This window comes from Prosthecobacter sp. (assembly GCF_044226605.1).
Lineage (GTDB): Bacteria > Verrucomicrobiota > Verrucomicrobiia > Verrucomicrobiales > Verrucomicrobiaceae > Prosthecobacter.
Genome location: NZ_JBGAGS010000011.1, coordinates 137624 through 162276, shown reverse-complemented (window position 1 = coordinate 162276; position 24653 = coordinate 137624). Strand labels below are relative to the sequence as shown.

The following is a 24653-nucleotide window of genomic DNA, read 5'->3' as shown; positions in this document are numbered from 1 at the left end:
GCTATGACACCTTCAATCCGAGGTAGGCCTTCGCGTTGGAGTAGCAGATGTTTTTGATCATGCTTCCGACGAGGGCGTCGTCGTTGGGGATGAGGCCGTTTTCGATGTCGGTGCCGAGGAGGTTGCAGAGGGTGCGGCGGAAGTACTCGTGGCGGGGGAAGCTCATGAAGCTGCGGCTGTCTGTGAGCATGCCGATGAAGCGGCTGAGGAGGCCGAGATTGCTGAGGGCATTGATCTGCCACTCCATGCCTTCCTTTTGATCGACGAACCACCAGCCGGAGCCGAACTGGACTTTGCCGGGGGTGGTGCCATCAGCAAAATTTCCGGCCATGGTGCCGAAGACGTAGTTGGCGTTGGGGTTGACGTTGTAGAGGACGGTTTTGGGGAGAGCGTTTTCGGTGTCGAGGCGATCGAGGAAACGGGAGAGGGTTTCGGCTTGTGGCCAGTCGCCGATGCTGTCGCAGCCGACGTCTGCGCCGATCTCGCGGGCGAGGCGGCTGTTGTTGTTGCGCACAGGGCCGAGGTGGAGCTGCATGGTCCAGCCGCGGGCGGCATTGAGGCGGCCGACGTGGAGCATGATGTTGCTGGCGAACTGGTCTTGCTCCTGGGCGCTGGCGGCGGTGCCGGAGCGGGCTTTCTGGAAGACGCGCTCGGCTTCGGAGTCGCTGACGAAATTGGCGTGGCAGTAGTTCAGGCCGTGGTCGCTGAGGCGTCCGCCGACGCTGTGGAAAAAGTCGTGGCGCTGTTTGAGGGCATCGAGGAGGGAGGCGTAGCTTTTGACTTCGATGCCGCTGGCGGCGCTGAGCTTGTCGCACCAGGCATTCCAGGCCTCGGGAAGGTGGACGGTGAGGGCTTTGTCGGGACGGAAGGTGGGATAGACGCCGACGTCGAAGCCGTCTGCGGCGCACTTTTGATGATGGGCGAGGTCGTCGATGGGATCGTCGGTGGTGCAGAGGGCTTTCACCTTTTGCGTGTGGAGGATGCCGCGGGCGCTCATCTCGGGCTTGGCGAGGGCGGCTTCAGTCTGCTCCCAGATGGCGGGGGCTGTCTTTTCATCGAGCAGGGTGTCGATGCCGAAGTAGCGCTTCAGCTCGAGGTGGGTCCAGTGATAGAGGGGATTGCGCAGGGTGTGGGGGACGGTCTTGGCCCAGGCGAGGAATTTGTCGCGAGGGGTGGCCTTGCCGGTGATGAACTCTTCGGGGACGCCGTTGCAGCGCATAGCGCGCCATTTGTAGTGGTCGCCCTCAAGCCAGACTTCGAAGATGTTTTTGAACTGGCGGTTCTGCGCGATGTCCTTGGGCGGGAGGTGATTATGGTAGTCCAGGATCGGCTCGTCCTTGGCAAAGGTGTGGTAGAGTCGGCTGGCGGCCTTGGAGGAGAGCAGAAAATCGTCGTTGATGAAAGACATTGCTGTTTGTCGGTTGGTGGTGACGTGCCTACACTGGCAGGATGATGAAAACACGCAACTGGTTCGCGCTGCTACCCCTCCTGGCCCTGTGCGCGTGCAGTACGGTGAACTTTTACACGCAGGCGATCGGGGGGCAGACGGAGATCTGGCGGAAGTCGCGGCCGAATGACAAGGCGCTGGCGGACCCGAGCGTGAGCGAGCACGTGAAGCAGCGGCTGCGGCTGATCGAAGAGCTGCGGGCGTTTGCGGCGAGCGACCTGCACCTGCCGACAAAGAGTTTTGGCAAGTATTGCGACCTGAAGCGGCCCTATGTGGTGTGGGTGGTGTATGCGGCGGAGGAGTTTTCCAGCGAAGGAAAGACGTGGTGGTATCCGCTGGTAGGGAAGCTGAAGTATCGCGGCTTTTTCAATGAGAAGGATGCGAAGGTGGAGGCGGACCGGCTGAAGAAGCAGGGGTATGATGTGTTTGTGGGCGGGGTGGAGGCGTACTCGACGCTGGGATATCTGGCGGACCCGGTGCTGAACACGTTTCTGCATCGCGATGAGCCGGAGCTGGCGGAGCTGATTTTTCACGAGCTGACGCATGCGAAGGTGTTCATCCCGGGTGACACGGATTTTAATGAGGCCTTTGCCACGGCGAATGCGCAGGACGGCGTGCGGCGCTGGCTGCGCTCCAAGGGCGACCTCAAGAGGCTGCGCGAGTATGAGGATCACCTGAAGAAAAACATGCGGGTGATCGACCTGATGCTGAATACGCGGGAGAAACTGAAGGGGGTGTATGCGGACGCTTCGACCGATGTGTCGGCGAAGCGTGTGGCGAAGCAGCGGGTGTTTGACGGCATGCTGGCGCAGGCGCTGGTGATCAGCCCGCACAAGCCGACGCACATCCACTACCTGCCAAAGACCTGGAACAACGCCCGCATCAACACCGTGGCGACGTATTACACGATGGTGCCAGGATTTGAGCGGCTGCTGAAGGAAAAGGGCGGAGACCTGGAGGCGTTTCATCGCGAGGTGGCCGACATGCGAAAGCTGAACAATGAGCAGCGTATGAAAATCCTCGGCACCCGTTCCACTACTTCATCATCTTCTTCATCTTCCCGACATGACTGACCATCGCGCGATCCCTTCTTTGATGTTTCTTCTCCTGCTGAGTCTCTGTGGCGTGGCAGTGGCGCAGCCGTCAGCGAAATGGACGGAGGCCTTTCCGCCGCACAAGATCGCGGGGAATTTGTACTATGTGGGATCGGCTGATCTGGCGTCCTATTTGATCGCGACGCCGGAGGGGCACATCCTGATCAACAGCAGCCTGGAGGAGTCGGTGCCGCTGATCCGTGCGAGTGTGGAGAAGCTGGGGTTTAAGTTTACGGACATCAAAATCCTGCTCATCAGCCATGCGCATTCGGATCATTGTGCGGGCAGCGCGGAAATCGTGAAGCAGACGGGGGCGAAATACTGGGTGATTGAGCAGGATGCCGATTCGGTGGAAAATGGTACCACGGAAAAGCAGCGGCTGGGGAAGGGGGATTACAGGCAGTTTCCGCCTGCGAAGGTGGACCGGCGGCTGAAGGATGGCGAGGAAGTAAAGCTGGGCGGCTCTGTGCTGGTGGCACGGCTGACGGCGGGGCATACGCAGGGCTGCACGACGTGGACGATGCGTGTGGATGACAACGGCAGGGCGCTGAATGCGGTGATCATCGGCAGCCCGAATGTGAACCCCGGCTATGTGCTGGTGGGGAACAAGAACTACCCGGGGATCGCCACGGATTATGTGAAGACTTTTGAAACGCTGAAGGCGCTGCCGGTGGATCTATTTCTGGGGGCGCATGGCGTCTATTACGACATGGAGGCAAAGTATGCGCGGCTGGGGAAGGAAGAGGGGAATCCGTTCGTGGATCCCGCGGGGTATCTGAAGTATGTGGAGGAGCGGGAGGGGGCGTTCCGGAAGGAGTGGGAGAAGCAGAAGGAGAAGGCGAACTGACGCTCTTTCGCGGGGAGGGCGGCAAGGTGGCGGGGAGTGCTTGCGTATGAGCGGGTATGGAGGCACTATTCTGTGCCCTCTGTCGTCCCATCCATGACACGTTTTTTTGCTTTCTGCACCCTCCTTTCCTGTACGCTCAATGCCGCACCGCTGCCGCCGGTGAAGCCGTTTTTGGAGCAGCACTGCACCGAGTGCCACGATGGCGATGTGAAGAAGGGCGGGCTGGATCTGACGGCGCTGGAGTTCAAGCCAGAGGAGCGGAAGAATTTTGACCTGTGGGTGAAGATTCATGACCGGGTGAGCAAGGGCGAGATGCCGCCGGCGAAAAAGACGCAGCCGGAGGCCGGTGCGATGAAGGGATTTCTGGCGGCGCTGAAAACTCCACTGCGTGGCCATGAGGTGGCGCAGCAAAAGACCAATGGGCGCACAGTGCTGCGGCGGCTGAACCGCACGGAGTATGAAAACACGGTGCATGATCTGCTGGGGGTGTCCCTGCTGCTGAAACACATTCTGCCGGAAGACACGCCGCTTCATGGCTTTGACACGGTGGCGGAGGGGCTGCGCTTTTCGCAACTGCAGATCGAGAAGTATCTGGAAGCGGCGGATGCGGCGCTGGATGCGGCGATCGTGCTGAGCAAGCGGCCGGTGGCGATCAATCAGCGCTACAGCTACAAGAACGAGCAGGGGATTCGCAAGAACCTCGACACGCCGGCGGGGACTTTGTCTGATCCGACGAATCCGAAGAGCGGGCATCGGGTGATGTTTCTGGAGAACGACAAGGAGGTGATCATGTTCACCACGGGTGACTACTTGGTGGGGCTGAAGCAGTGCCGACTGCCTGGGCCTGGGAACTACCGCATCAAGCTTTCCGGCAACGCCTTTCAAAGCGAGGGACAGCCGCTGACGCTGATGATTTACAGCAACAACTACAAGAACAAGCGGCTGCTGAGCTACTGCGAACTGCCGGCGGACAAGCCGCGCGAGTATGAGTTCACGACACGCATGGATGGCAGCGAGCACATCGTGATCAACTGCGAAGGTGTGGGCCGCGACAAGAAGGGGCAAAACATTTACAATGTGGGCGCGGGTGAATTCAAAGGCACGGGGCTTGCCATGCAGTGGATCGAAGTGGAGGGGCCGCTCTCGACGGAATGGCCGCCAGCTAGTTTGAAGAAAACGCTTGGCGATGTGCCGCTGAAGGATGTGGACGAGAAGCAGAAGAAGTTTCGTGATGGCAAGCCGCTGGGGTATGAACTCGCGCCGGCGGATGTGAAGCAGTCGATCGCGAGCGGGCTGACGGGATTTGCGGCACGTGCGTTCCGGAGGCCGCTGGAGCAGGATGAAGCGGCGCCTTACATCGCGCTGGCGACTCACGCGGTGGATGAGGGGCGGAATTTTGAAGAGGCAATGCGGGTGGGCTTGAGGGCGATCCTGACTTCGCCGGCGTTTCTGCTGCTGGAGGAGCATCCGGGCAAGTTGAGTGATCTCGCTTTGGCAACGAGGCTGTCGTATTTCCTCACGAGCTCAATGCCGGATGAGGAGCTCATGAGGGTGGCGGGTGAGGGCAAACTGAGCCAACCTCAGGTGCTGAAGGCGCAGACGGAGCGACTGCTGAAGGGACCGAGGGCAGGAGCGTTTGTGACGAACTTTGTGGGCCAGTGGCTGGAGCTGCGCAACATCGATGCGACCGCGCCGGACATGAAGCTCTACCCTGAGTATGACATGCTTTTGAAGCTGGGCATGGTGACGGAGACAGAGGCGTTTTTTAGCGAGCTGCTGAAGCAGAATCTGCCGGTGGCGAATCTCGTCCAAAGTGACTTTGCGATGGTGAACAACCGCATGGCCGAGCACTATGAGCTGGAGGGCATCGCGGGGGAGGAGTTTCGACGTGTGTCATTGCCGACGGGCAGTCCGCGCGGTGGCGTGCTGACTCAGGCGAGCGTGCTGAAGGTGACGGCGAACGGGACGGTGACCTCTCCGGTGATCCGCGGTGCGTGGGTGATGAAGCATCTGCTGGGGCAGCCGCCGCCACCGCCTCCTGCGAGCGTGGGGGCCATCGAGCCGGACACACGGGGCACGACGACGATCCGTGAGCAACTGGCGAAGCATCGCGACAGTGAGAGCTGCGCTTCATGCCACAAGAGCATCGACCCGCCTGGATTTGCGCTGGAGTGCTTTGATGTGATCGGCGGCTACCGTGAGAACTATCGGTCCAATGAGAAGGGGGCGAACACGAAGCGCAAGCTGCATGGGCAGAACATCTGGCAGTACAAAGAAGGCCTGCCGGTGGATGCGAGTGGAGAGCTGGCGGACGGACGCAAGTTTCAGGGCATCGCGGAATTTAAGAAACTGCTGCTGGATCAGCAGGATCAGGTGATGCGGGCGTTGGCGGGCAACCTGGTGACCTATGGCACGGGTGCGGGCATCCAGTTTGCGGATCGCGATGCCATCGAGGCGATTGCAAAGCAGGCCAAAGCCGAAGGGGCCGGGCTGCGCTCGCTGGTGCATGCGGTGGTGCAGAGTCAGCTGTTTTTGAGCAAGTAATCCTCCTTTCGATCCGACTTCATTTCATCTCATGATCACACGTCCTGCTCTTTCCCGCCGTTCCTTTTTGCACGGCTCTGGTGTCTCGCTGGCTCTGCCGTTTTTGGAGGCGATGATGCCGAGGCTTTCGAGTGCGGCGGCTGCGACTCCGCCGAAGAGGATGGTGTTTGCCTGTGCCTCGCTGGGGATCTATGGGCCGTCGTTGTTCCCGAAGGAGACGGGGCGTGGGTATGCGCTGACGCCGTATCTTGAGGCGCTGAAGGATCATCGGGAGGACTTCACGGTGCTCTCCGGGGTTTGCCATCCGGATCAGGCGGGGGCGGACGGGCATACGTCTGAGATGACGTGGCTGACTTCCGCACGCGGACCGGGGCTGGGGGGATTTCGCAACACGGTGTCGATCGACCAGTTTGTGGCGGAGAAGATCGGGCATGAGACGCGCTACCCTTCGCTGGCGCTGAGCACGGCGGGGCAGGGCAGCCAGAGCTACACACGCAGCGGTGTGATGGTGCAGGCGCAGTCGAAGCCTTCGCAGGTGTTTGCCAAGCTGTTTCTGGATGGGACGCCGGGAGAGATTCACAACCAGATGCGCAAGCTGAAGGAAGGTCGTAGCATCATGGACACCGTGCAGGCCGAAGCGAAGCGGTTTGAGAAACGTGTGGGTGCGTCGGACAAGGAAAAGCTGGATGAGTACTACACCTCCGTGCGTGAGATGGAGGAGCGGATGCTGAAGTCCGAAGCGTGGGTGCAGAAGCCGAAGCCGAAGGTGGATGCGAAGCAGCCGACGGATGTGGACAATGAGGCGGATCTGATCGCGCGGATGAGGCTGCTATTTGATCTGATCCCGCTGGCGCTGCAGACGGACAGCACGCGGGCGATTACCGTTTTGGTGCAGGGGCGTGGAGATGTGCCGCTGATCAACGGGGTGACGATGGTGCACCACAATCTTTCGCATCACGGGCAGGACCCGCTCAAGATTGAGCAGCTTCAGCGGATTGAGCGGGCGGAGTTTGAGGCTTTGAATGGTTTGTATACGGCGCTGAAAGCGAAGAAGGAGGCCAATGGCTCACTGCTGGACAACACGATGGTGCTGTTTGGAAGCAACCTTGGCAATGCGAACAGCCATGACTGGCACAACCTGCCACTGGTGTTTGGCGGTGGTGGCTTCAAGCATGGACAGCACCTGGCGTTTGATGCGAAGAACAATCAGCCGATGTGCAATCTGTTTGTGCAGATGATGCAGCGCATGGGGATCGAGGCGGATGCGTTTGGATCTAGCTCGGGGACGAGTCTGCCGGGGCTGGTGGTGTAGGGCAGTACGATGGACACTCTTGTCCGTCGATGAGCGGCACCGCCAGCATGCTGGTGCACTATTCACCACCAACGGGCGCAGCGGGAGGACCATGCCGTTGCTGTGGCGGTATTGAGGGGAGTGTTTGGGAGTCGTGGGTTTTGGCGGCGCGCTGATCGACAGACAGGAGTGTCTATCGTACTTCAGAATTATTCTTCGACGGCGTCGAAGACGTCTGGAACGGGGGCGTGTTCTGACACCCAGGCGAGGGCGTCTTCTTTAGTTTTGAGGGTGCCTTCGAGCTGGAGGGTTTGGAGGGTGGTGAGGAGTTTGCCGAGGGCTTTGCCGGCGTGCCAGCCGATGGCGATCAAGTCGGCGCCGGTGATGATGCGCGGGGGAAGCATGGGCTCGCTGGAGAGTTCATTGCGCTTCGCGAGGAGGAACTCGTAGTTGTCGAGCCAGCCGTTGGAGCCGAGGCAATCGACACGGTGGAGGGCGAGTTCGTCATCGAATGAGGGGCGGGCCATGAAGCGACGGAGCTTGGCGGTGCGCATCTTTTTGACGTCCTTGAAGACCATGTGGTTTTCGACGGCGATGACGGTGGGCTCAATGATATCGTTGGAGAACTTCATGCGGCGCATGATTTCGCCGGTCTTTTCAGCGCCGAGTTTGTCGTGGCCGTTGAAGCGGATGCGGCCGGTGTCGGCGTCGCGGGTTTGCGTGGCCGGTTTGCAGATGTCGTGGAGGAGGACGCTCATGACCAAGGGCACGGAGACCTCGGCGGGCAGCAGGCTGAGCATGAGGCGGGTGTGGATGAAGACATCGCCTTCGGGGTGGAATTGAGGGGGCTGCTCGCAGCCTTGGAGGGCGAGTATTTCGGGCAGGAACTGCTCCATGAGGCCGCTGTTCACAAGGAGGTCGAAGCCGCGCACGCGATTGGGGTGGAGCATGATTTTGACGAACTCCTCGCGGATGCGCTCGATGCTGACGCTTTTGATTTTGGGGGCGAGGCCGCAGATGGATTCCCAGGTGGCGTGCTCTATATCGAAGCCGAGGACGGTGGCGAAGCGGACGGCGCGGAGCATGCGGAGGTGGTCTTCCTCAAAGCGGTCTTTGGCGACGCCGATGGCGCGGAGGAGGCCCATGCGGAGATCGGCCTGGCCGCCGACGTAGTCGATGACCTGGTCGGTGAGGGGATCGAAGAAGAGGCCGTTGATGGTGAAGTCGCGGCGCTGGGCGTCGAGCTCGGGCGTGGAATAGGTGACGCTGTCGGGGCGGCGGCCATCGCTGTAGCTGCCATCGCTGCGGAAGGTGGCGACTTCGATGTGCTGATGGTCGAGGCGGACGATGACGACGCCGAAGTGAGCGCCCACGGTTTGCGCGCCCGGGAAGAGGGAGACGACTTGCTCGGGCGTGGCGCTGGTGGCGACGTCGTAGTCCTTGGCTTCGCGCCCGAGAAGCATGTCGCGCACGCAACCGCCGGCGAGGAGGGCAGTGTGTCCGGCGTGGGTGAGCTTTTGGATGACTTTGATGGCAGAGGAGCGCATGGAAGGAGACGTTCAGCGTGGGGAGGGTAGGGGTCAACCTGAACAGGGGGATTGGGGAGTTTGCGTGTTGGGGGGGAGGGAAGAGTATTCTTTGGGGACTTGATTGCGGTGGGTGTGGCGAGAGCGGCGGTGAAGCGCCGCAGTCCGGGGACGCTGGCGCGAGTTGAGGTGATCCAGTTTCCGCTGTTCAAACGGGCAAGGCGAGTTACAATCGCGACCCCTATTATGGACCCGCTTATCGAACTACTGCACAATAACTCCAATCGCTCCCATCATGAGATGGCCGCAGCCTTGGGCCTCACGGAATCCGAAGTCGCTTCACGGATCGCCGCCGCCGAGGCCGATGGCACGATTTTGGGTTACAGCGCTGTGGTTGACCGTCTGAAAGCGGGGCATCGTGGGGTGACGGCATTGATCGAGGTGCGGATCGCCCCCGAGCGTGACGGCGGCTTTGACCGGCTGGCACGGCGTATTTCGAAGTTTGACCAGGTGCGTGAATGTTTTCTCATGAGCGGCGGGTATGACCTGGCTGTGATCGTCGAGGGCAAGGACTTGCTGGATGTGGCGACGTTTGTGGCTGAAAAGCTCAGCACCCTGGGTGGTGTGCTTTCCACAGCGACGCGCTTTCAGCTGAAGGCGTACAAAGAGGGCGGGTTTCTCGCGAATTCCGGAGGCGACGAAGAGCGCCTGCCGGTGAGTCCATGATTTGAAGAGGAACCTGAGGTCATGGATTACGACAACAAAATTTCAACCATCATTCGCGATCTGCCGCGCTCCGGCATCCGCGATTTCTTCGAACTGGTCATCGGCCGCACCGATGTCATTTCTCTCGGTGTCGGCGAGCCTGACAAGCCGACACCGTGGCCGATCCGCGAGGCGGTGATCCGCTCGTTGGAAAAGGGGCAGACGAGTTATACTTCAAACCTGGGGCTTGAGTCGCTGCGCGTTGGCATCAGCGAGTATGTGACGAAGCATTTCCGCACTACGTATGATCCGAAGACGGAGATTCTGGTGACGGTGGGTGTTTCGGAGGCACTGGATATCGCGTTTCGTGCGGTGCTGAATCCGGGAGACGAGGTCATTTATCATGAGCCTTGCTATGTGTCCTACAGCCCGAGCATCAAGATGGCCTACGGCGTGCCGGTGGTGGTGCAGACGCGTGAGGAGAATGAATTTGCGCTGATGGCGGAGGATGTGGAGAAGGCGATCACACCGAAGACGAAGGTCATCGCGCTGAATTTCCCGACGAATCCGACGGGCGGCATCATGCCGCATGAGGAACTGGCGAAGATCGCGGCGCTGGCGGTGAAGCATGATCTGTTTGTGTTTACGGACGAGATCTACAGCGAGCTGCTGTATGATGGGCGGCAGCACAAGAGCATCGTGGAGTTTCCAGGAATGCGGGAGCGCACGGTGCTGCTGCATGGTTTCAGCAAGGCGTTTGCGATGACCGGCTGGCGCCTGGGCTATGCTTGCGCTCCGGCACCGCTGCGCGAGGCGATGATGAAGATCCACCAGTACTGCATGCTGTGCGCGCCGATCATGAGCCAGATGGCGGGCATTGAAGCGCTGAAGATGGGCGAGTCTGCGTATGAGGACATGCGCCAAAGCTACGAGCAGCGGCGCAATCTGATCGTGAGCCGCCTGAACGGAATGGGGCTGCATTGCTTCAATCCGGGCGGGGCTTTCTATGTGTTCCCTGAGATCCGCAGCACGGGGCTGACGAGCAAGGAGTTTGCCATTCAGCTGCTGGAGAAGAAGAGCGTGGCCGTGGTGCCGGGAAGCGCCTTCAGCAGTGCGGGTGAAGGCTTTGTGCGCTGCTGCTATGCGACTGCTCCGGATCTGATCGCGAAGGCGATGGATCTGATGGAGGAGTTTGTGAACGAGGTGCGCGGGAAGAAGTGAATTCCTAACTTCCCAAAGCGATGAAATGGCTGTGGAGACTGCTCGATGGATTGGATGCCATCGAGCTTGTCTTCTACGGCTGTCTTGCGGCAGCGATGTTTGTTGGCGGGCCGATTTGGCTGGTCGCGTGCTTTGTGGTCAAACAGCGTTATCTCCCGGCGGTGGTGCTGGGGCTGCTGGGGTGCGTTTGCATCGCGATCGGTGTGCGAGATCTTCGGCGTAAGAGGTTCAGCTGGCTGACTGGAGGACTCGCCGCTGGATGGTTTGTGACGACGCTTTGGATCAGCCTTGGGTAAATCAGGTTGAGGCTGCGCTGTGAGGGGTTTGTGTTGTGGCGGCGGCGTTGTGCGCAGGCGTGCGACGGAGCTTTTTACAGACGCTGCTGGAAGCCTGCAGATGCGGCGAAGCGCTGGCTTTGCTTTCCGAGCTGCTTGACGTAACCCAGGGTCGCCTCGCTTTGGCTCGGCTGACCCTGGGCTGAATGACGCAGCCCCTTTGGGGCTGAGGCGAGTTTGAAGACGGGGGCCGACACGCCGGGCAACTGTGTGCGGGCGGGCTTCACTTGCGGGTGCGAACGTGGATGAACCAGTAGGCGGGGATGGCGGCGACATTGAGGCACCACAACGCCGTGGCCCAGACGGCTTTCATGCCGTTTGAGAGCGCCTGATTGCGGATGGCGTGGATCATGAAATAGACGATGTAAAACCAGATCCCGATGATGGTGACAAGGAGCATGGCCATGCCCAGCAGGACCCATGGCAGAAGGTGGCGCGGGATGGTCGCGTCTGGCGCCATGTTTTGAGTCATGAGCCACAGAGCAATCGTTTCTGCCATAAACAGCAGGGGAAAGACGATGCTGCCTATGGCGAGGAGCTTTTGCTTCATGAAGATGGGTGATGATCAGGCGCGGTCTGTTTTCACATGCGCTCGTGGCGGACAACTTTCTTGGGCTTGGCGTCGCGGGCACTTTCGTCGATCTGGACTTCGTCGGGGGTCATGTTGACGCTGAGCTGGGAGGGATTGGTTTCTTTGCGCCGACGGTGGGCTTCATGAATGACGGATTCGGGGACTTCGACGCGGAGGGCGTGCCAGCCCTGATGGACGAGGCGGGTGTCTTCGGTGCGGTCGTAGGCATCGAAAGCTTTGAGGGCGGGCAGATACATGGCGATCTTGCCGAGGTTCAGATTGACCATGCTAGAGTCGCATTTGCCAACGAGAGGGCAGACGACGACGGCGCAGCCGAGTTCGATGGCGCGGGCGGAGGCGCAGCGGGTGACGCGCTCGCTGCCGTAGATGGTTTCCGTGGCGCTGGGGACGAGGAGGAGGTCGATATTCAGGCCACGCAGTCGGGCGCTGAGTTCGGGGACTTCGATGTCGAGGCAGATGACGATGGCCACGCGCAGCCCGGACATCTCAAAAACGTAGAGTTCTCTTCCGGCGTGGAATTCATGCTCCCAGGGGGTGAGGAAGAGCTTGTCCTGATGGAGGAGACGGCCATCGCTGAAAATGATGGCGCGGTTGTAGAGGTGTCTGTTGGAGGTGTCGAGAAAGGGGGCGGTGCCGAGCACGGCATGCTTGCCTTTGCGGGAGAGACGCTGCTTGAGCTTGGGCATGAGGTCCACCCAGACGACCTTGGCGATGTCGTCCATGTCTGAATCTTTGTCGGGGAGCAGGGGCTCCAATGCGGCCCAGAGGAACTCAGGAAGGAGGACGATGTCCACGCCACTGGCCCAGGAGGTCTCGACTTGATGGATGACGTGCTCGGCAAAGCTGTCGATCGTTTTTCCGGCATCGCCGACATCGAAGGTCCAAGCCTCGACTTTGACATTGGCGCGGGAGGCTGCGTTTTTGCTGGATTCAGAATCTGGCATGGCTGGTGCCTAATGGGGGGCAGCAGAGTAGAAGATGCAAGAGGCCGATTAGCTGGGGCCGAGGGCAAAAACTGCGAGTGGCGAAACTGAAAGGCGTGGCGCTGCCGTCATGCGGAAGTTTGATCCTGCCTCGCCTGCGTGATGGCCTGAACCCAGTGGTCAGGATCGTTGACGACAAAGCGATGCTCTTCGCCGGATGCGAGGCGGATGCGCAGGCCATTGGGGATGATGCCGAGGGTTTTCGCGGTCTGCGCCGATGCAACGTCTGCCAGTGAGACGGTCCACTCGTGGTTTTGCAGGTTCAGTTTATGCGAGCGGAAACGCAGCTGACCGCTGGTAAGCCAGAGGTGGCCGCCGACGCTATCCAGGCGTTTGAAGTGATTGGCGGGGCCGGTGTGGACAATGGTTTCGGCACCAAAGTCGGGCTGTGAAGCCGCGAATTTACAGGTCTGGCTGCGGACGAACTCCGACATGAAAGCCGCAAAGAGGCAGCCAACGGCCAGACCGATTGAAAAGCCGACTGCGAGGCTGCGTGTCAGCACTGAAAGGAACAGTCCGAAGTTGAGACCGTAGATTAGAGCCATTGGCAGCCACGATTTACTGGGGGAACCGGCCTGGGGAGTTTCGAGTGTCGTGTTCATAAGATTTAGGATTGGGCGGATGACCGAGCCCGGCTCTGGATCACGAATGACCCAGGGCACTCAAGATGAAATCAATCGTCTCGATCACCCTTACCTTAAGACAGACAGAAAACTGGGTGCTGGTTACACGAGGCGGAACAGTTTTTTGGAGTTCTCGAAGAGAATCTTGCGTTCCACGGTCTTGTTGGGAGAGAGTTTACGGATGGCGGCAAGGGTTTGGGCTCCCTGGCAGCCGGGACCGCGGCCAAAGTGGTCGGCGCAGTCGCTGCCGTAGAGGATCTTGTCCTGGTGGCGCTCGAAGAAGGGGGTGGTTTGCTCTTCATCGCGGGTGAGAGCGAGGAGGCCACTGCCTGCGGACATGTCGGCAAACATGTTGGGGTAGTCGGCGAGGTAGCGGTCGGTGATGCCGCCGGGCGTGACCTTGCCTTTGGGATAGTTCACCTTTTGATCATGGTTTTTGTCGATGTTGCCCCAGAATGCCTGGGCATGGCCGATGAAATTCGTCTTGGGAAACTTCTCCAGCATGGTGTGAAAGCGGTCGTAGCCGAGATTGTAGGTTTGATGCTGGAAGTGGAGGAGGATGGGGACGTTGTAAGCGGCGGCGAGGGCGTAGAGTTTCTGGCTCTCGGGGGAGTCGCACTGCACCATGAACTTCTGCTCGCCGATCATGCAGGCGCCCTGCTTGAGCCATTTTTCGATCTCGGCGGGAGCGGAGTCGAGGTCGGTGACCTCGTTGGCAGCCCAGAGGTAGGCGCCGGAGTGGGCCTTGGCGAAGTTGTATGCGGCCTCGGTGGTGGCGCATTGGGCGGCGAGGCCGTTGGACTTGCCATTGTGCGTGGATGGGCGGTCCAGGTACGTGCCTGCCGGCAGGATGATCGTGGTGGTCACTCCCATCATCTGCTGATGCGCGATAAGGTGCTCATCCGCCCGCTTGTGGTAGTTCATGTGCTGATGGATGTCGATGACCGGCTCAGCGGGGGAGGGCGTTTGGGCCAGAGCGCGTGAGGCGACGGCGGCGAGTCCGGTGGACAGGAAGGTGCGGCGTGATGGCATGGAGACATTACGCCCGGCGGAAGGGGATGTTGCGGAGGAACGCACCCAGTGAGTGCGCAGGCGCTGGACTCATCTCGGCGGAGCGAGATGGTTCCTCCACAGGCGCGAAGTTTTAGATGATGATGGAGTGCGGCGAACTCGGAACGTGCGCGCGTGTTACTTCAATCCTTGCGTGTCTGCGAGGATCGCGTCGGTGTAAACCATGCCGATCTGGATGGTGCCGTTGAGGTTTGCGGCGATCAGGTCGGCATTGGTGAAGTCGGCGTTGGTGAGATTGGCCCCTTCGAGGTTGGCTCCGGAAAGGTCTGCACCACGGACGTTGGCATTGCTCAGGTTCGCGTGGCGGAGGGAGACGCCGGCGAGGTCTGCGCCACTGAGGTTGGTGCCGGTGAAATTGACGTTGTCCAGATTGGCTCCGCTAAAGTCGGCACCGGAAAGATTGCTGCCTGCCAGATTGGCCTTGGAAAAGGTGGTGCCGACGAAATGAGCCTTGGCCAGGTTGATATCATTCAAGGTGGCACCCGCGAGGTTCATGCCGGTTTCGTCGATCTTGCGGCCGCTTTTGCCTCCGCTTTCGAGCCATTGAGAGTGAGCGAGGAGTTCTTCGGTGGTGATGCTGGCCATGGTGGCCAAATGAAAACCCGATTTACGGAGCCGTAAATCGGGTTTTCAAACTTGTTTGAGAATCAGGAACTGCCTCAATGCCGGAGCAACCGAGACGGTTGCACTACGGTCAGCCGTTGACGGCGGCGACGATCTTCTGCGCGGCGTCGGTCAGATCGCTGGCGCTGGTGACCTTGAGGCCGCTGGCGGCGAGAGTGGCCTTGCCGGCTTCGACGTTGTTGCCTTCGAGACGGACGACGAGCGGGATGCTCAGGGACACTTCCTGCGCAGCGGCGATGATGCCGGTGGCGATGATGTTGCAGTCCATGATGCCGCCAAAGATGTTCACAAGGATGCCCTTCACATTCGGGTCGCCAAGGATGATCTTGAAGGCCGCCGTGACCTGCTCCTTGGTGGCGCCGCCGCCGACGTCGAGGAAGTTGGCAGGCTCGCCGCCGTGGAACTTGATGATGTCCATGGTGGACATGGCCAGGCCGGCACCGTTCACAAGGCAGGCGATGTTGCCATCGAGGCCGATGTAGTTCAGACCGAATTCGCTGGCGGCCACTTCGCGCGGATCTTCTTCCGTGGTGTCGCGCATGGCGGTGACGTCCTTCTGGCGGTAGAGGGCGTTGTCGTCGAAGTTGAACTTGGCATCCAGCGCCACGACCTGGTTGTCATCGGTGATGGCGAGCGGGTTGATTTCCACCAGGGAGCAGTCGCTCTTGAGGTAGAGGTTCCACATGGCGGTGAAGAGCTTCACGGCCTGGTTCATCAGCGCGCCACGAAGGTTGAGGGAGGCGGCGATTTTGCGGCACTGGTAGGCCTGGAGGCCGATGGTGGGGTGGATGAACTCCTTGGTGATCTTCTCCGGGGTCTTCTCGGCGACTTCCTCGATGTTCATGCCGCCTTCGGTGGAGGCAATGATGGCGTGGCTGCTGGAGCCGCGGTCAAAGAGGATGGCGAAGTAGTATTCCTTGGTGATGTTGACAGCCTTGGCGATGAGGACCTTGCTCACCAGCTTGCCTTCCGGGCCGGTCTGGTGGGTGACGAGGGTCTGGCCGAGCATCTTGCCCGCGATGTCTTCGGCTTCCTCGGGGGTGTTGATGACATGGACGCCGCCTTTGAAACCATTTTTGAAGGTGCCCTTGCCGCGGCCACCGGCATGAACCTGGGCTTTTACCACGAGTCCGGTGCCACCGATTTCGCGTGCGGCGGCTCCTGCTTCTGCCGCCGTGCTGGCGACGATTCCTTTAGGACTGGCGACGCCGAATTTTTCGAACAGTTGCTTGGCTTGGTACTCGTGGATGTTCATGGAGAGAAAATGGGGGAGCCGCGATAGTAGGAGTGTGGCCGGAAGCGTCAAGGCGCATTCCCGGCGAAGGTGAGAATGCCGGGCTTGCCGTGCAGGAAAGGCTGCGGCATAGCGCACAGATGCAAATCGATGTGGTGACGCTGTTCCCAGAACTGGTCTCGGTGCCAATGGGCCTGAGCATGATGGGCCGTGCGCAGGAAAAGGGAATTCTGGACCTGAGGGTGCATGACCTGCGCGAGCAGGGCCTCGGGAAGCACCGGCATGTGGACGACACTCCCTACGGGGGCGGGCAGGGGATGGTGATCCGCCCGGAGCCGGTGTTTGAAACGCTGGACCGCCTGGACGGCCCTGAGGCACGCATCATTTATCTCTCGCCTGCGGGAAAACGCTTTGATCAGGCCACCGCGCGGCGGCTTTCCGCGGAACCGCACCTGATTTTTCTTTCGGGTCATTACGAGGGCATTGACCACCGGATCATTGAGCACTGGGTGGACGAGGAGATCAGCCTGGGAGATTATGTGCTGACGAACGGAGCCATCGCCGCCGTGGTGGTGATGGATGCGATCGTGCGCCTGCTGCCCGGAGTGCTGGGAGACGAGATGAGCGCCGTGGAGGAGAGCTTTGGGGAGAGCGGGCTGCTGGAGGCGCCGCAGTATACGAAGCCGGCGGAATATCGCGGCATGAAGGTGCCGGAAATGCTGCTGAGCGGGAACCACGCGAAGATCGCGGCATGGCGGGCGCAGCAGGCGCTGGAGCGGACACGTGCGAACCGGCCGGATTTAATCGGCTGAGATTCGTGCTGGAATGACATTTCGTTTGACGATTCGGCAGGCAGCACGCTAAATAGCGACCCGCTGGCCGTCCGGCCGCGACACAACTATTGGTGAGGTGGCTGAGTGGTCGAAAGCACATCTTTGCTAAAGATGCGTAGCCTTAACAGCTACCGAGGGTTCGAATCCCTCCCTCACCGCCATTGTCCTCCGACCAAAAGAGGCGAGGCATTTCCTCCAGATCTGGAGGTTTCCAGATGAAAGTCGCGTCGAGTGCTCCCGGAAGGCGTCCGCATTCTCGTGCAAGTCGCTGAGATGGGTTGGTTTTTCTCCCCCCTGATGCTGCGAGCGGGGTGCTGCCTTACGGGAAGGGCGGACGTCAGCCGGTCGGAGAAGAGGTCGGCCCTGAAAGCAGGCATCCGCGAAGCCGATGCCTGTCGATCCTCGGGAGTAACGGTGCGTGCTAACTACCGGCATCTCAGCCTGGATTGTTCGAGAACGAAGAGTCTGCGGAGAATGCCACAACCCCCAGTGTGCCAAACCTTCTGCTCAACCATGAAACGAACTTTTCTCCTTCTATTTGCCACCCTGATAGCGGTGGCTGCTCCGCTAACTCCGGCGCGTGCGGACGATTCCGTGCCCGTCGATTTCTTTTATGATGCACTCAGCCCCTACGGCGACTGGGTTTACACTCCCAACTATGGCTATGTGTGGCAGCCACTCGCGTCCCAGCAGCCGGGGTGGGCCCCGTATTCCGACGGCAGCTGGGTTTACACCGATGCGGGCTGGACCTGGATGTCCAACGAGGACTTCGGATGGCTGACGTATCACTACGGGCGCTGGATCCGCATGCAGCACCACTGGTTCTGGGTGCCGGGGTATGAGTGGGCGCCTGCGTGGGTCTCCTGGCGGCAGACGCAGAGCCAGATTGGATGGGCACCGCTGCCTCCTGAGGCTGCCTGGGTCCCCAACATCGGCTTCGGGGGCTGGACGGACAGCTATTACGATGTCGGCCCCTCCTACTATAACTTCGTGCCGTTCACTGCCTTCGCGAGCCGTTCATCGCTGCGGCCGTTCATCATGGATCGCAGCCGGAATTTCAGTTTCTATGACCAGTCGGTGAACATCACCCAGACTCGCTTTCAGCAGAATGCGATGAGCCATGTCTTTGTGGGTGGGCCGGATCCTCAGCGCATTGACGGCTTCGGTGGTAATCAGGTGCGACGCCTGAACCTGCGGCGTGATGAAGAGGGATTTCGCCGCGACTGGCTGGAGCACCGTGATGGTGGTGCGCCGCATCGCGGAATGGGCAATCCTTCGCGAGTGGAGCAGGATCAGCTGGTCATTGCAGCGCCATCCATCCGCCGAGGTGCTTCCCAGGTTTTTCCATCGAAGGTGCGCGAAGCTTTTCAGCAGCCTGAGATTGACCGCGGCTGGCGCGGAGCCAAAGGCGTGCAAAACGCCGAGGAGCTGCGGCAGAAGCAGCGTGATGAACTGGCTCGGATGAAGCCCCCCATGCTGCCAGACAAGAGCATGCAGCCCGCGACGAGCGCCGTGCCTCCGCCTGCTTTTGGCCGGACCCTTGAACCCCATGAGCGCGCCGGGCGTGGAGGCGGGATTCCACTGCCAAACACTGATCCTCATCAGCCAGCAGAAGAAATTCGGCCAGCGAAACCCATTTCAGACAATCGTCCTCCTGGAATTCCCAGCAAGAAGAAGGATGAACCCGGCAACGGGGGAATTGTCCCTCAGCCAGGACTGCCGCACCGTGAACATCGCGACGGAAACCCGCAGCCGGGCATGAGACCTGGTGAAAAAAATGGATCTCCGGCCGACGCGGGGCCACGTAACCGACCTGGCTTTCCGCCGGTGAATCCTGGCAACCAGCCTCCTTCGGCCCCACCTCAGCCGCGCCAGGACACGACGCCTCCGCCACCCGTGAAGGATCGAAATCCGAACACTCCGGGAGGATCTGAAACTCATCGTGGTTTTCCCGGCGCTCCCGGACATACACCTGGCCGCTCCCAGATGGAGCACCCGCCAGGACATCCGCCCGGCGCACCGCCATCGCCTCCCGAGAAGCCGCCCGGCAAACCGGTGCCGATGCAGCCGCCGCACGTCACTCCTGCGCCAGTCGTCCCGCCCCAGGCCAAACCCGCACCAATGCCTCCGCCGCAGCAGCCCGCACCCATTCGTCCTCTGCCTCCGCAAGGTGGTCAGGCACCGCCCATGACTCCCGTTGCCCCGCCGCAAAGCGCACCTCCGGCGGCAGCTCCTCAGGCACCGGGTCGGCCGGGGAAGAAGCATTGAAACCGTTCCTATCTGGCACCCATCCGCGCGCTGCGTGAAACGCGAATAAGTCTTGAACCACAACCCCTATGAAAACGAAATTCAAACAATATTACAATGAAGGTAAAATTGGCTGGGCAGTACTTTGGCTCCTGGGCGTGCCGCTTCCTGTTCTGCTGATCTTTTACCTTCTGAGCGGCGGCAATCATTAAGCTGCTGCCAGAAGCCTGCAGGCATCTGATTCGAAGTGCGCCGGACATTCCGTCCGGCGCATTTTTTTGCGTGCAGGAGAAGACGCTGCGAGCGGCCGCAGCAGCCAGAGGATCATTTCGCCGGCTTGGGCTTGAAGACATTGATGCCCGCGATCTGCAGCAGGGCATTGTTCGAAATGTAAAAGATGTCCGGGTCGTCCTTGATCTGTCCAAAGTAGAATGCAGTCGAGGCATTGGGCTGCGTGGGAGAAAACAGAATCTCGATCTCACGCACGGGACCGTCCAGGCGGCCGGGTTCGCCGAGGACAATCTGAATGGTAAGGAAAGGAGTTTTCAGTGCTTGGAGCGCATCGCTGCGGTCGGCGGCCCAGTCCTGCACGGTGAAGCGAGCAAGGTTGCCCGCGAGCTGGTCTGCTTTGACCCGATCAAGCTCCGCAGTGACATCGCGCCCTCCCCGAGTAGCCTTCCATTCTGCCGTGACGGGGTTGTAGTCGAGAACGATGGGGGCATTGGCCCCGGTGGACATGGTGATGCGACGCAGAGCGAAAGTGGTGAAGCGCAGGGCGCCAAGGCCTTTCCATTTGATGCCTTCCGTGGCCAGGGATGGAAGCAGGGAGGCGTCAATCCGATAGATAAAAGGCTCGTTCTCATACTTGGCAAAGAACTGAGTGCCTTCGGGATTGGTGCCAAACATGAGCTTCACCGCCTTCTCCCGCATCGGGGTCCAGGTGACGGTCTGGAAGGGATCATCCAGCCCGTAGGGCGCCAGATCGGCCGCGGAGTCAGCCGCGAACTGAAGGATCTCGAAGGTGTTCAGTGCGTTGAGGCAGCGGGAAACGCGTTCACCATTCGCGGGGTCCCATTTGCCATGCCTTTGAAGATACCAGGACCCGCCTTCGTTGCGAAGGTTGATCTCTGGATGCGCCTTGCTGGTGATGGTGATGAACTCGATCTTCTCGCCATCAATCTGCGCGAGGAGGTGGTCGCGCAATGCATTCGGGCTGACCCAGAGTGACAGGAGGTTTTTGGCGACGACGGTGAAGGCTGGTTTGCGATATGATGTGGTGGCCGTGGTGGTGGCCTGCTTTTCATCCGCAGGCTTCTTCAGGGTCAGCTCATAGGATTTTCCGCGTGTCTTGGACTCGATGGTGACTTTCAGTTCATCGGCACGCAGGGGCTGAGCCTCCTCCTTGGTGGCAGCCGTGGTGTCCTTGGCCTCGGTGATTTCGATGTTGAGAATAGTGGACAGCAACTCGGTGATGCGCTCCTTGCTGCCGCGGGTTTTGAGAGGCTTGTCGAGCTGCCAGGGAGCGTGCTCATTTTCGCGGGAGAGGACGATCTGCCCGGAGGCCTGGTTCAGAGTGATGCCGGTGATGACTTCGGCAGGCAGGCGCAGCAATTTAGGATCCCTCCACGAAGAGGCTGGAATCTGCAGCACGGCTGGCGCGCCACTCTTGGCCAGATAGTAGGCGACCTCTCCTTTGCCGGGATCTGGAATGCCGATGTAGAGGCCGTTTTCCACGGCTGCGGGCAGGCCGAACCAGCATTCGTAGGCCAGCGCATCTCCTGCGAGCAGGCGGACTTTGTAGCGCGGTTTGTCGAGTCCGGTCTTCTGCCATTCAGCCGCATCAAACTCATCCTGATGGATGCGGGCGACCCAGTCAACGCCGTGAAGTGTGAGGATGAGTGCGGCGACTTTTTGAGGGTCTGCCAGATCATCAAAAGGAGCCTCCATGCGCCAGGCGCTGCCATCGCGCACGAGGGTGAGCGGGACGTTTTCAGCACTGAGCACCTCAATGCGGGTGACTTTCTCTTTTTCGAAGCGGGTGGGGCCACGGCGGAGTTCGCGGGTGGCCACGGCAGACGGGAAATAACGCTCGATGCCGAGGATGATCGCGCCCATGGCTGCGACCAGCAGAAACAGGAGGAGTGTGGTGCGTGCGCTCATGCGTCAAAGTCGGTTTTCATGCGGCGCGGCGGCTGGCCCAGACCATCAAGCCAAAGCCCAGCACGATGCCCGGCAGAGTGATGGAGGTAATCCAGAAGATAAGCTCATGCTGCCTGCTGGTGAGCTGAATACGATAGGAGTGCTTGGACTTGGGAGGGATGCCGATGTTGTCTCCGCGGTTCATGAGCCAGTTCAGGCCGGCTGCCACAAAGTCGCGGCTCACGGCGAGCATGGTATGCTTGTCGAGGAGTGTGGAGTTGGAAACCACGACCATGCGGGCACTGTCTGCGCGTTTTTCATCCTGCACGGCACCGCGTTCGATGCTGGCGGAGACGTAGATGGGCGGGACAGTGTCCTCTTCGTCGACGATGGGAAGCTCTTCGAGAAACTGGCGTTCGCCCCAGTAGCGCGGAGCGGCGATGATGAGGGGCTGAACACTGATGGCCTGCTCTTTGAGAGCTGGGTTGTCCTGAACGATCTCCAGGGATTCTGTCTGTCCGGCCAGCGTGATGGCGGAAGAGACGAGATGGCGGGTGAAGGGCACATCCTTTGCGAACTCACCCAGCACCGAGAATTCTTTTTTGGGACCCGTGCTGGTGCTTTCCGCCATCAAAACGCGGTCACCGCGGGGATGCACGCCGATCGAGGTGAGAAAGGCGTTGAGGCGAGTCGTTTCACCGCCGGGATCGAGCATGATAAAAATGCCCGCGCGCTTGTTCTGCCAGTAATCATTGAGCATGGAAACCTCGCGCTCGGAGAGGTCGTAACGTGCGCCGAGAATGAGGAGTCCGTCGGCGTCCGTGGGAACGTGGCTGATCTCGGAGAGATTGACCTGGATGACTTCGAAATTCTGCTGCCTGCCGAGATCGATGGCGGCGTTGTAGGCGTCGCTCTGAGCCTCGTCTGAGCGGCTGCCTTTGCCCACGACGTAGTAGAACTTGCGGACGCGGCCTTCCACGACGGACATGAGCGCAGAGGTGATGGCATCTTCGCCACGAAACTCGATGACCTGCTTGTTGGTGCTGGTGCCGGACTCTCGGACGACCAGTTCTTCCTCGGTGATGAAACGTTTGTTGACGCCGCAGCGGATCAGCACGCCGTTTTGTGCCAGGGAAAGACCGGTGTCCGCCTTTAGCTGCTCGGCGCGTTCGATGTCGCGAATGGGATCGATGGAGCGAACCTTGATGCGCTGCCTGCCATGCAGGTGGTATTCATCCAGGAGAGACTGGACATCACCATAGACTTTCGAGTCGCGGCCAAAGACGATGTAGATCTGCACATCGCGCGAGAGGCTGTCGAGGTAGGTCAGGGTGGCCTGGCTGAGGGTGTAGTCCTGGCTGGGGCTGAGATCCCAGCGCCAGTAGTGGTAGTAGTTGAGGCGGTTGACGCCGGCGAAGAGAGCCAGGGCCAGAAGCACCTGCATGGCGACATTCAAGCCGATGCCGGCACGCTTCGGCATGGGCCTTGGCTTTTCTTCAGCGCCCGCGGGCGGAGTGTTTTTGGCGGAATCTGACATGGGGTTGGGTCAGGCGGCGCTCACGGGCGCCAGCGGCGGAACTCGACGACGTGGTGGGTAAAGGAGAGGAACAGCAGCGACATGCTGAGGTAGTAAATGATGGGCCTGCTGTCGATGAGACCTGCGGTGAAGATGCGGATGTGCTCGGTGGCGGCGAAGTAGTTGACGATGTCCACGATGGTGTCCGAGATCTTGCGGCCGACGACCATGATGAAGATGCCCAGCAGGAAATGCAGCAGGCTGAGCGTGAAGGAAATAATGGCGGCCACGATTTGATTGGCCGTAAGCGAAGAGGCGAAGCAGCCCACGGCGAGATTGAACATGCCCATGACCACGAGGATGAGGTAGGCGCCGCGCATGGCGCCGCCAGGAAGCTCCACCTGACCCGCAGAGATCCAGTGGGCGAATTTGAAATTGATCAGGCTGGGCAGCCAGAGAACGCAGTAAACGATGACGGAGGCCAGATATTTGGCGCCGACCACCTGCCAGGCACGCACCGGGGCGGTGAAGAGAGTCTCCAGCGTGCCCATCTTTTTTTCCTCGGCAAAGAGGCGCATGGTGAGCAGCGGGAAGATGAAGAAGTAGGAGAGCCAGAACCACATGGCGTGGAAGGTCCAGCTGACGATGGAGCCTTCGCTGGGCGCATTTTCCAGCACGGAAAGGGCGGCACGGAAAGCGAAGCCGTTCAATATCATGACGAGGGCCAGGACCACGTAGGCCACGGGGGAGACAAAGAAGGAATGCAGTTCTTTTTTGAGCAGGATCCAGAATATCCTCATAGGACGTGGGTGGGAATGTCGGTGGGGGTGCCGGCGTTCATGGAGAGCTCGACGAAGACATCTTCCAAAGTGGGGAGCTGGCGGTGCATCTCGCGGATGCGCCATTTTTGTTTCATGGCGAGTTCCATCACTTCATCACGGGCGTCATGCTCGGGTTCGACCCGCAGGGTAAAACGCCGCCAGGGATGGACGAGCAGGGGTTCTTCCGTGGCTTTTCGGACGGCAGGAATCGTGGAAAGCTTTTCCGCCAGATCTCCGGTGCCGTCGATTTCCAAATGAAGCAGGGTGGTGGAGCGGAGCTGACGCGTCAGGTTTGCAGGCGTGTCATTGGCGCGGATGCGGCCCTGATGGATCATGACCACACGGTCGCAGGTCTGCTCGACTTCATGCAGGATGTGAGTGGAGAGCAGGACGGTGTGCTTTGACTTTAAGCTGCGCAGGAGGTCGCGCACATGGCGGATCTGCACGGGGTCGAGGCCATTGGTAGGCTCGTCGAGGATGAGCAGCTTGGGCCTGTGCACGAGAGCGTCTGCCAGGGCCACACGCTGGCGGTAGCCCTTGGAGAGATTTCCGATGAGGCGCTTGCGCATGTCTGTGACGCCGGTGAGCTCCATCACCTCGCCGATACGGCGGCGCATGGCCATGCCGGAGAGTCCTTTCAGCTCCGCCCGGAAACGAAGGTATTCTTTGACCCGCATGTCCGTGTAAAGCGGGGCCATTTCCGGCATGTAGCCGACGGACTGCCGCACCTGAATGGACTGGTGGAAAACATCAAACCCCGCCACGGTGACCCGCCCTGAAGTGGCGGGCATGTAACCGCTGAGAATGCGCATGGTGGTGGATTTGCCAGCACCATTGGGTCCCAGAAAGCCCACGATCTCCCCCGCTTCCACCTGGAAGGAGATGTTGTTCACCGCAGTGCGTCCGGCATACTGCTTGGTGAGTTCCTGAACATCGATCATGACTTGGGAGATGGAGAGT

At 60.2% G+C, this 24653-nt stretch carries 22 protein-coding genes and 1 tRNA gene; 11 read left to right on the top strand and 12 right to left on the bottom strand.

What is annotated here, in order from left to right:
* Nucleotide 1: 1 nt before the first annotated feature.
* Nucleotides 2-1408 (bottom strand): glucuronate isomerase, encoded by a 1407-nt coding sequence (uxaC, locus tag ACILSO_RS16910; RefSeq protein WP_395738613.1) that lies wholly within the window; start codon nucleotides 1406-1408, stop codon nucleotides 2-4.
* Between the two features lie 41 nt (nucleotides 1409-1449).
* On the opposite strand from uxaC, the gene ACILSO_RS16905 reads away from it, so the two are divergent.
* The 4 genes from ACILSO_RS16905 to ACILSO_RS16890 all read left to right on the top strand — a co-directional run bounded on the left by ACILSO_RS16905 (nucleotide 1450) and on the right by ACILSO_RS16890 (nucleotide 7244).
* The gene (locus tag ACILSO_RS16905) at nucleotides 1450-2520 is read left to right on the top strand and encodes an aminopeptidase (protein WP_395738612.1); all 1071 of its coding nucleotides are present in this window, start codon (nucleotides 1450-1452) and stop codon (nucleotides 2518-2520) included.
* Nucleotides 2513-3388 carry a subclass B3 metallo-beta-lactamase gene (gene bla / locus ACILSO_RS16900; RefSeq protein WP_395738611.1) on the top strand — a complete coding sequence of 292 codons (876 nt, stop codon included), beginning with the start codon at nucleotides 2513-2515 and terminating at the stop codon, nucleotides 3386-3388. Before ACILSO_RS16905 ends, bla begins: the two co-directional genes overlap by 8 nt.
* 93 nt (nucleotides 3389-3481) lie before the next feature.
* Nucleotides 3482-5932, top strand: a complete 2451-nt coding sequence (locus tag ACILSO_RS16895) for a DUF1592 domain-containing protein (protein WP_395738610.1) — start codon at nucleotides 3482-3484, stop codon at nucleotides 5930-5932.
* Between the two features lie 31 nt (nucleotides 5933-5963).
* Nucleotides 5964-7244: a DUF1552 domain-containing protein gene (locus tag ACILSO_RS16890; protein ID WP_395738609.1), complete on the top strand. Its 1281-nt coding sequence runs from the start codon at nucleotides 5964-5966 to the stop codon at nucleotides 7242-7244.
* Between the two features lie 188 nt (nucleotides 7245-7432).
* Here the strand turns inward: ACILSO_RS16890 and ACILSO_RS16885 are convergent, their stop codons facing one another.
* On the bottom strand, nucleotides 7433-8770 hold the full coding sequence (locus ACILSO_RS16885; RefSeq protein ID WP_395738608.1) for a CCA tRNA nucleotidyltransferase: 1338 nt from the start codon (nucleotides 8768-8770) through the stop codon (nucleotides 7433-7435).
* A 225-nt stretch (nucleotides 8771-8995) separates the two neighbouring features.
* On the opposite strand from ACILSO_RS16885, the gene ACILSO_RS16880 reads away from it, so the two are divergent.
* The 3 genes from ACILSO_RS16880 to ACILSO_RS16870 are packed head-to-tail and all read left to right on the top strand — an operon-like array spanning nucleotide 8996 to nucleotide 10971.
* Entirely contained in the window at nucleotides 8996-9475 is a 480-nt protein-coding gene (locus ACILSO_RS16880) for an Lrp/AsnC family transcriptional regulator (protein ID WP_395738607.1), read from the top strand.
* Between the two features lie 21 nt (nucleotides 9476-9496).
* Nucleotides 9497-10675 (top strand): pyridoxal phosphate-dependent aminotransferase, encoded by a 1179-nt coding sequence (locus ACILSO_RS16875; RefSeq protein WP_395738606.1) that lies wholly within the window; start codon nucleotides 9497-9499, stop codon nucleotides 10673-10675.
* Nucleotides 10676-10695: 20 nt separating this feature from the next.
* On the top strand, nucleotides 10696-10971 hold the full coding sequence (locus tag ACILSO_RS16870) for a hypothetical protein (RefSeq protein WP_395738605.1): 276 nt from the start codon (nucleotides 10696-10698) through the stop codon (nucleotides 10969-10971).
* A gap of 262 nt (nucleotides 10972-11233) precedes the next feature.
* On the opposite strand, the gene ACILSO_RS16865 is transcribed toward ACILSO_RS16870, so the two are convergent.
* The 6 genes from ACILSO_RS16865 to sucC form a co-directional block, all read right to left on the bottom strand.
* Complete coding sequence (locus tag ACILSO_RS16865; protein ID WP_395738604.1) at nucleotides 11234-11560, bottom strand: hypothetical protein; 327 nt, start codon at nucleotides 11558-11560, stop codon at nucleotides 11234-11236.
* A gap of 32 nt (nucleotides 11561-11592) precedes the next feature.
* Nucleotides 11593-12546 carry a nitrilase-related carbon-nitrogen hydrolase gene (locus tag ACILSO_RS16860; RefSeq protein ID WP_395738603.1) on the bottom strand — a complete coding sequence of 318 codons (954 nt, stop codon included), beginning with the start codon at nucleotides 12544-12546 and terminating at the stop codon, nucleotides 11593-11595.
* A gap of 107 nt (nucleotides 12547-12653) precedes the next feature.
* A complete protein-coding gene (locus ACILSO_RS16855; RefSeq protein WP_395738602.1) occupies nucleotides 12654-13187 on the bottom strand; it encodes a hypothetical protein in 534 nt (177 codons plus the stop codon).
* A gap of 123 nt (nucleotides 13188-13310) precedes the next feature.
* Complete coding sequence (locus ACILSO_RS16850) at nucleotides 13311-14240, bottom strand: amidohydrolase family protein (protein ID WP_395738601.1); 930 nt, start codon at nucleotides 14238-14240, stop codon at nucleotides 13311-13313.
* A gap of 156 nt (nucleotides 14241-14396) precedes the next feature.
* The gene (locus ACILSO_RS16845) at nucleotides 14397-14864 is read right to left on the bottom strand and encodes a pentapeptide repeat-containing protein (protein ID WP_395738600.1); all 468 of its coding nucleotides are present in this window, start codon (nucleotides 14862-14864) and stop codon (nucleotides 14397-14399) included.
* Between the two features lie 109 nt (nucleotides 14865-14973).
* Nucleotides 14974-16158 carry an ADP-forming succinate--CoA ligase subunit beta gene (gene sucC, locus ACILSO_RS16840; RefSeq protein ID WP_395738599.1) on the bottom strand — a complete coding sequence of 395 codons (1185 nt, stop codon included), beginning with the start codon at nucleotides 16156-16158 and terminating at the stop codon, nucleotides 14974-14976.
* A 119-nt stretch (nucleotides 16159-16277) separates the two neighbouring features.
* On the opposite strand from sucC, the gene trmD reads away from it, so the two are divergent.
* The 4 genes from trmD (at nucleotide 16278) to ACILSO_RS16820 (ending at nucleotide 19429) form a co-directional block, all read left to right on the top strand.
* On the top strand, nucleotides 16278-16949 hold the full coding sequence (gene trmD / locus ACILSO_RS16835) for a tRNA (guanosine(37)-N1)-methyltransferase TrmD (RefSeq protein WP_395738598.1): 672 nt from the start codon (nucleotides 16278-16280) through the stop codon (nucleotides 16947-16949).
* 91 nt (nucleotides 16950-17040) lie between these two features.
* Nucleotides 17041-17131 (top strand) — tRNA-Ser (locus ACILSO_RS16830).
* Between the two features lie 352 nt (nucleotides 17132-17483).
* Nucleotides 17484-19238, top strand: coding sequence for a DUF6600 domain-containing protein (locus ACILSO_RS16825; RefSeq protein WP_395738597.1), 1755 nt, complete (start codon nucleotides 17484-17486; stop codon nucleotides 19236-19238).
* Nucleotides 19239-19306: 68 nt separating this feature from the next.
* Complete coding sequence (locus ACILSO_RS16820) at nucleotides 19307-19429, top strand: hypothetical protein (protein ID WP_395738596.1); 123 nt, start codon at nucleotides 19307-19309, stop codon at nucleotides 19427-19429.
* A 112-nt stretch (nucleotides 19430-19541) separates the two neighbouring features.
* On the opposite strand, the gene ACILSO_RS16815 is transcribed toward ACILSO_RS16820, so the two are convergent.
* The 4 genes from ACILSO_RS16815 to ACILSO_RS16800 are packed head-to-tail and all read right to left on the bottom strand — an operon-like array spanning nucleotide 19542 to nucleotide 24634.
* Complete coding sequence (locus ACILSO_RS16815) at nucleotides 19542-21377, bottom strand: DUF4340 domain-containing protein (protein WP_395738595.1); 1836 nt, start codon at nucleotides 21375-21377, stop codon at nucleotides 19542-19544.
* 16 nt (nucleotides 21378-21393) lie between these two features.
* Complete coding sequence (locus ACILSO_RS16810; protein ID WP_395738594.1) at nucleotides 21394-22893, bottom strand: Gldg family protein; 1500 nt, start codon at nucleotides 22891-22893, stop codon at nucleotides 21394-21396.
* A 20-nt stretch (nucleotides 22894-22913) separates the two neighbouring features.
* Entirely contained in the window at nucleotides 22914-23672 is a 759-nt protein-coding gene (locus ACILSO_RS16805) for an ABC transporter permease (RefSeq protein ID WP_395738593.1), read from the bottom strand.
* On the bottom strand, nucleotides 23669-24634 hold the full coding sequence (locus ACILSO_RS16800) for an ATP-binding cassette domain-containing protein (RefSeq protein WP_395738592.1): 966 nt from the start codon (nucleotides 24632-24634) through the stop codon (nucleotides 23669-23671). Before ACILSO_RS16800 ends, ACILSO_RS16805 begins: the two co-directional genes overlap by 4 nt.
* Nucleotides 24635-24653: the final 19 nt, after the last annotated feature.

Bases quoted from the DNA above. Each gene is read 5' to 3' on its own strand.
- ACILSO_RS16825 (WP_395738597.1), top strand. From the start codon at position 17,484: ATGAAACGAACTTTTCTCCTTCTATTTGCCACCCTGATAGCGGTGGCT.
- ACILSO_RS16865 (WP_395738604.1), bottom strand. From the start codon at position 11,560: ATGAAGCAAAAGCTCCTCGCCATAGGCAGCATCGTCTTTCCCCTGCTG.
- ACILSO_RS16860 (WP_395738603.1), bottom strand. From the start codon at position 12,546: ATGCCAGATTCTGAATCCAGCAAAAACGCAGCCTCCCGCGCCAATGTC.
- sucC (WP_395738599.1), bottom strand. From the start codon at position 16,158: ATGAACATCCACGAGTACCAAGCCAAGCAACTGTTCGAAAAATTCGGC.
- ACILSO_RS16805 (WP_395738593.1), bottom strand. From the start codon at position 23,672: ATGAGGATATTCTGGATCCTGCTCAAAAAAGAACTGCATTCCTTCTTT.
- ACILSO_RS16850 (WP_395738601.1), bottom strand. From the start codon at position 14,240: ATGCCATCACGCCGCACCTTCCTGTCCACCGGACTCGCCGCCGTCGCC.
- ACILSO_RS16885 (WP_395738608.1), bottom strand. From the start codon at position 8,770: ATGCGCTCCTCTGCCATCAAAGTCATCCAAAAGCTCACCCACGCCGGA.
- bla (WP_395738611.1), top strand. From the start codon at position 2,513: ATGACTGACCATCGCGCGATCCCTTCTTTGATGTTTCTTCTCCTGCTG.
- ACILSO_RS16875 (WP_395738606.1), top strand. From the start codon at position 9,497: ATGGATTACGACAACAAAATTTCAACCATCATTCGCGATCTGCCGCGC.
- ACILSO_RS16880 (WP_395738607.1), top strand. From the start codon at position 8,996: ATGGACCCGCTTATCGAACTACTGCACAATAACTCCAATCGCTCCCAT.
- ACILSO_RS16815 (WP_395738595.1), bottom strand. From the start codon at position 21,377: ATGAGCGCACGCACCACACTCCTCCTGTTTCTGCTGGTCGCAGCCATG.
- ACILSO_RS16820 (WP_395738596.1), top strand. From the start codon at position 19,307: ATGAAAACGAAATTCAAACAATATTACAATGAAGGTAAAATTGGCTGG.
- uxaC (WP_395738613.1), bottom strand. From the start codon at position 1,408: ATGTCTTTCATCAACGACGATTTTCTGCTCTCCTCCAAGGCCGCCAGC.
- ACILSO_RS16905 (WP_395738612.1), top strand. From the start codon at position 1,450: ATGATGAAAACACGCAACTGGTTCGCGCTGCTACCCCTCCTGGCCCTG.
- ACILSO_RS16890 (WP_395738609.1), top strand. From the start codon at position 5,964: ATGATCACACGTCCTGCTCTTTCCCGCCGTTCCTTTTTGCACGGCTCT.
- ACILSO_RS16845 (WP_395738600.1), bottom strand. From the start codon at position 14,864: ATGGCCAGCATCACCACCGAAGAACTCCTCGCTCACTCTCAATGGCTC.
- ACILSO_RS16800 (WP_395738592.1), bottom strand. From the start codon at position 24,634: ATGATCGATGTTCAGGAACTCACCAAGCAGTATGCCGGACGCACTGCG.
- ACILSO_RS16855 (WP_395738602.1), bottom strand. From the start codon at position 13,187: ATGAACACGACACTCGAAACTCCCCAGGCCGGTTCCCCCAGTAAATCG.
- ACILSO_RS16895 (WP_395738610.1), top strand. From the start codon at position 3,482: ATGACACGTTTTTTTGCTTTCTGCACCCTCCTTTCCTGTACGCTCAAT.
- ACILSO_RS16870 (WP_395738605.1), top strand. From the start codon at position 10,696: ATGAAATGGCTGTGGAGACTGCTCGATGGATTGGATGCCATCGAGCTT.
- trmD (WP_395738598.1), top strand. From the start codon at position 16,278: ATGCAAATCGATGTGGTGACGCTGTTCCCAGAACTGGTCTCGGTGCCA.
- ACILSO_RS16810 (WP_395738594.1), bottom strand. From the start codon at position 22,893: ATGTCAGATTCCGCCAAAAACACTCCGCCCGCGGGCGCTGAAGAAAAG.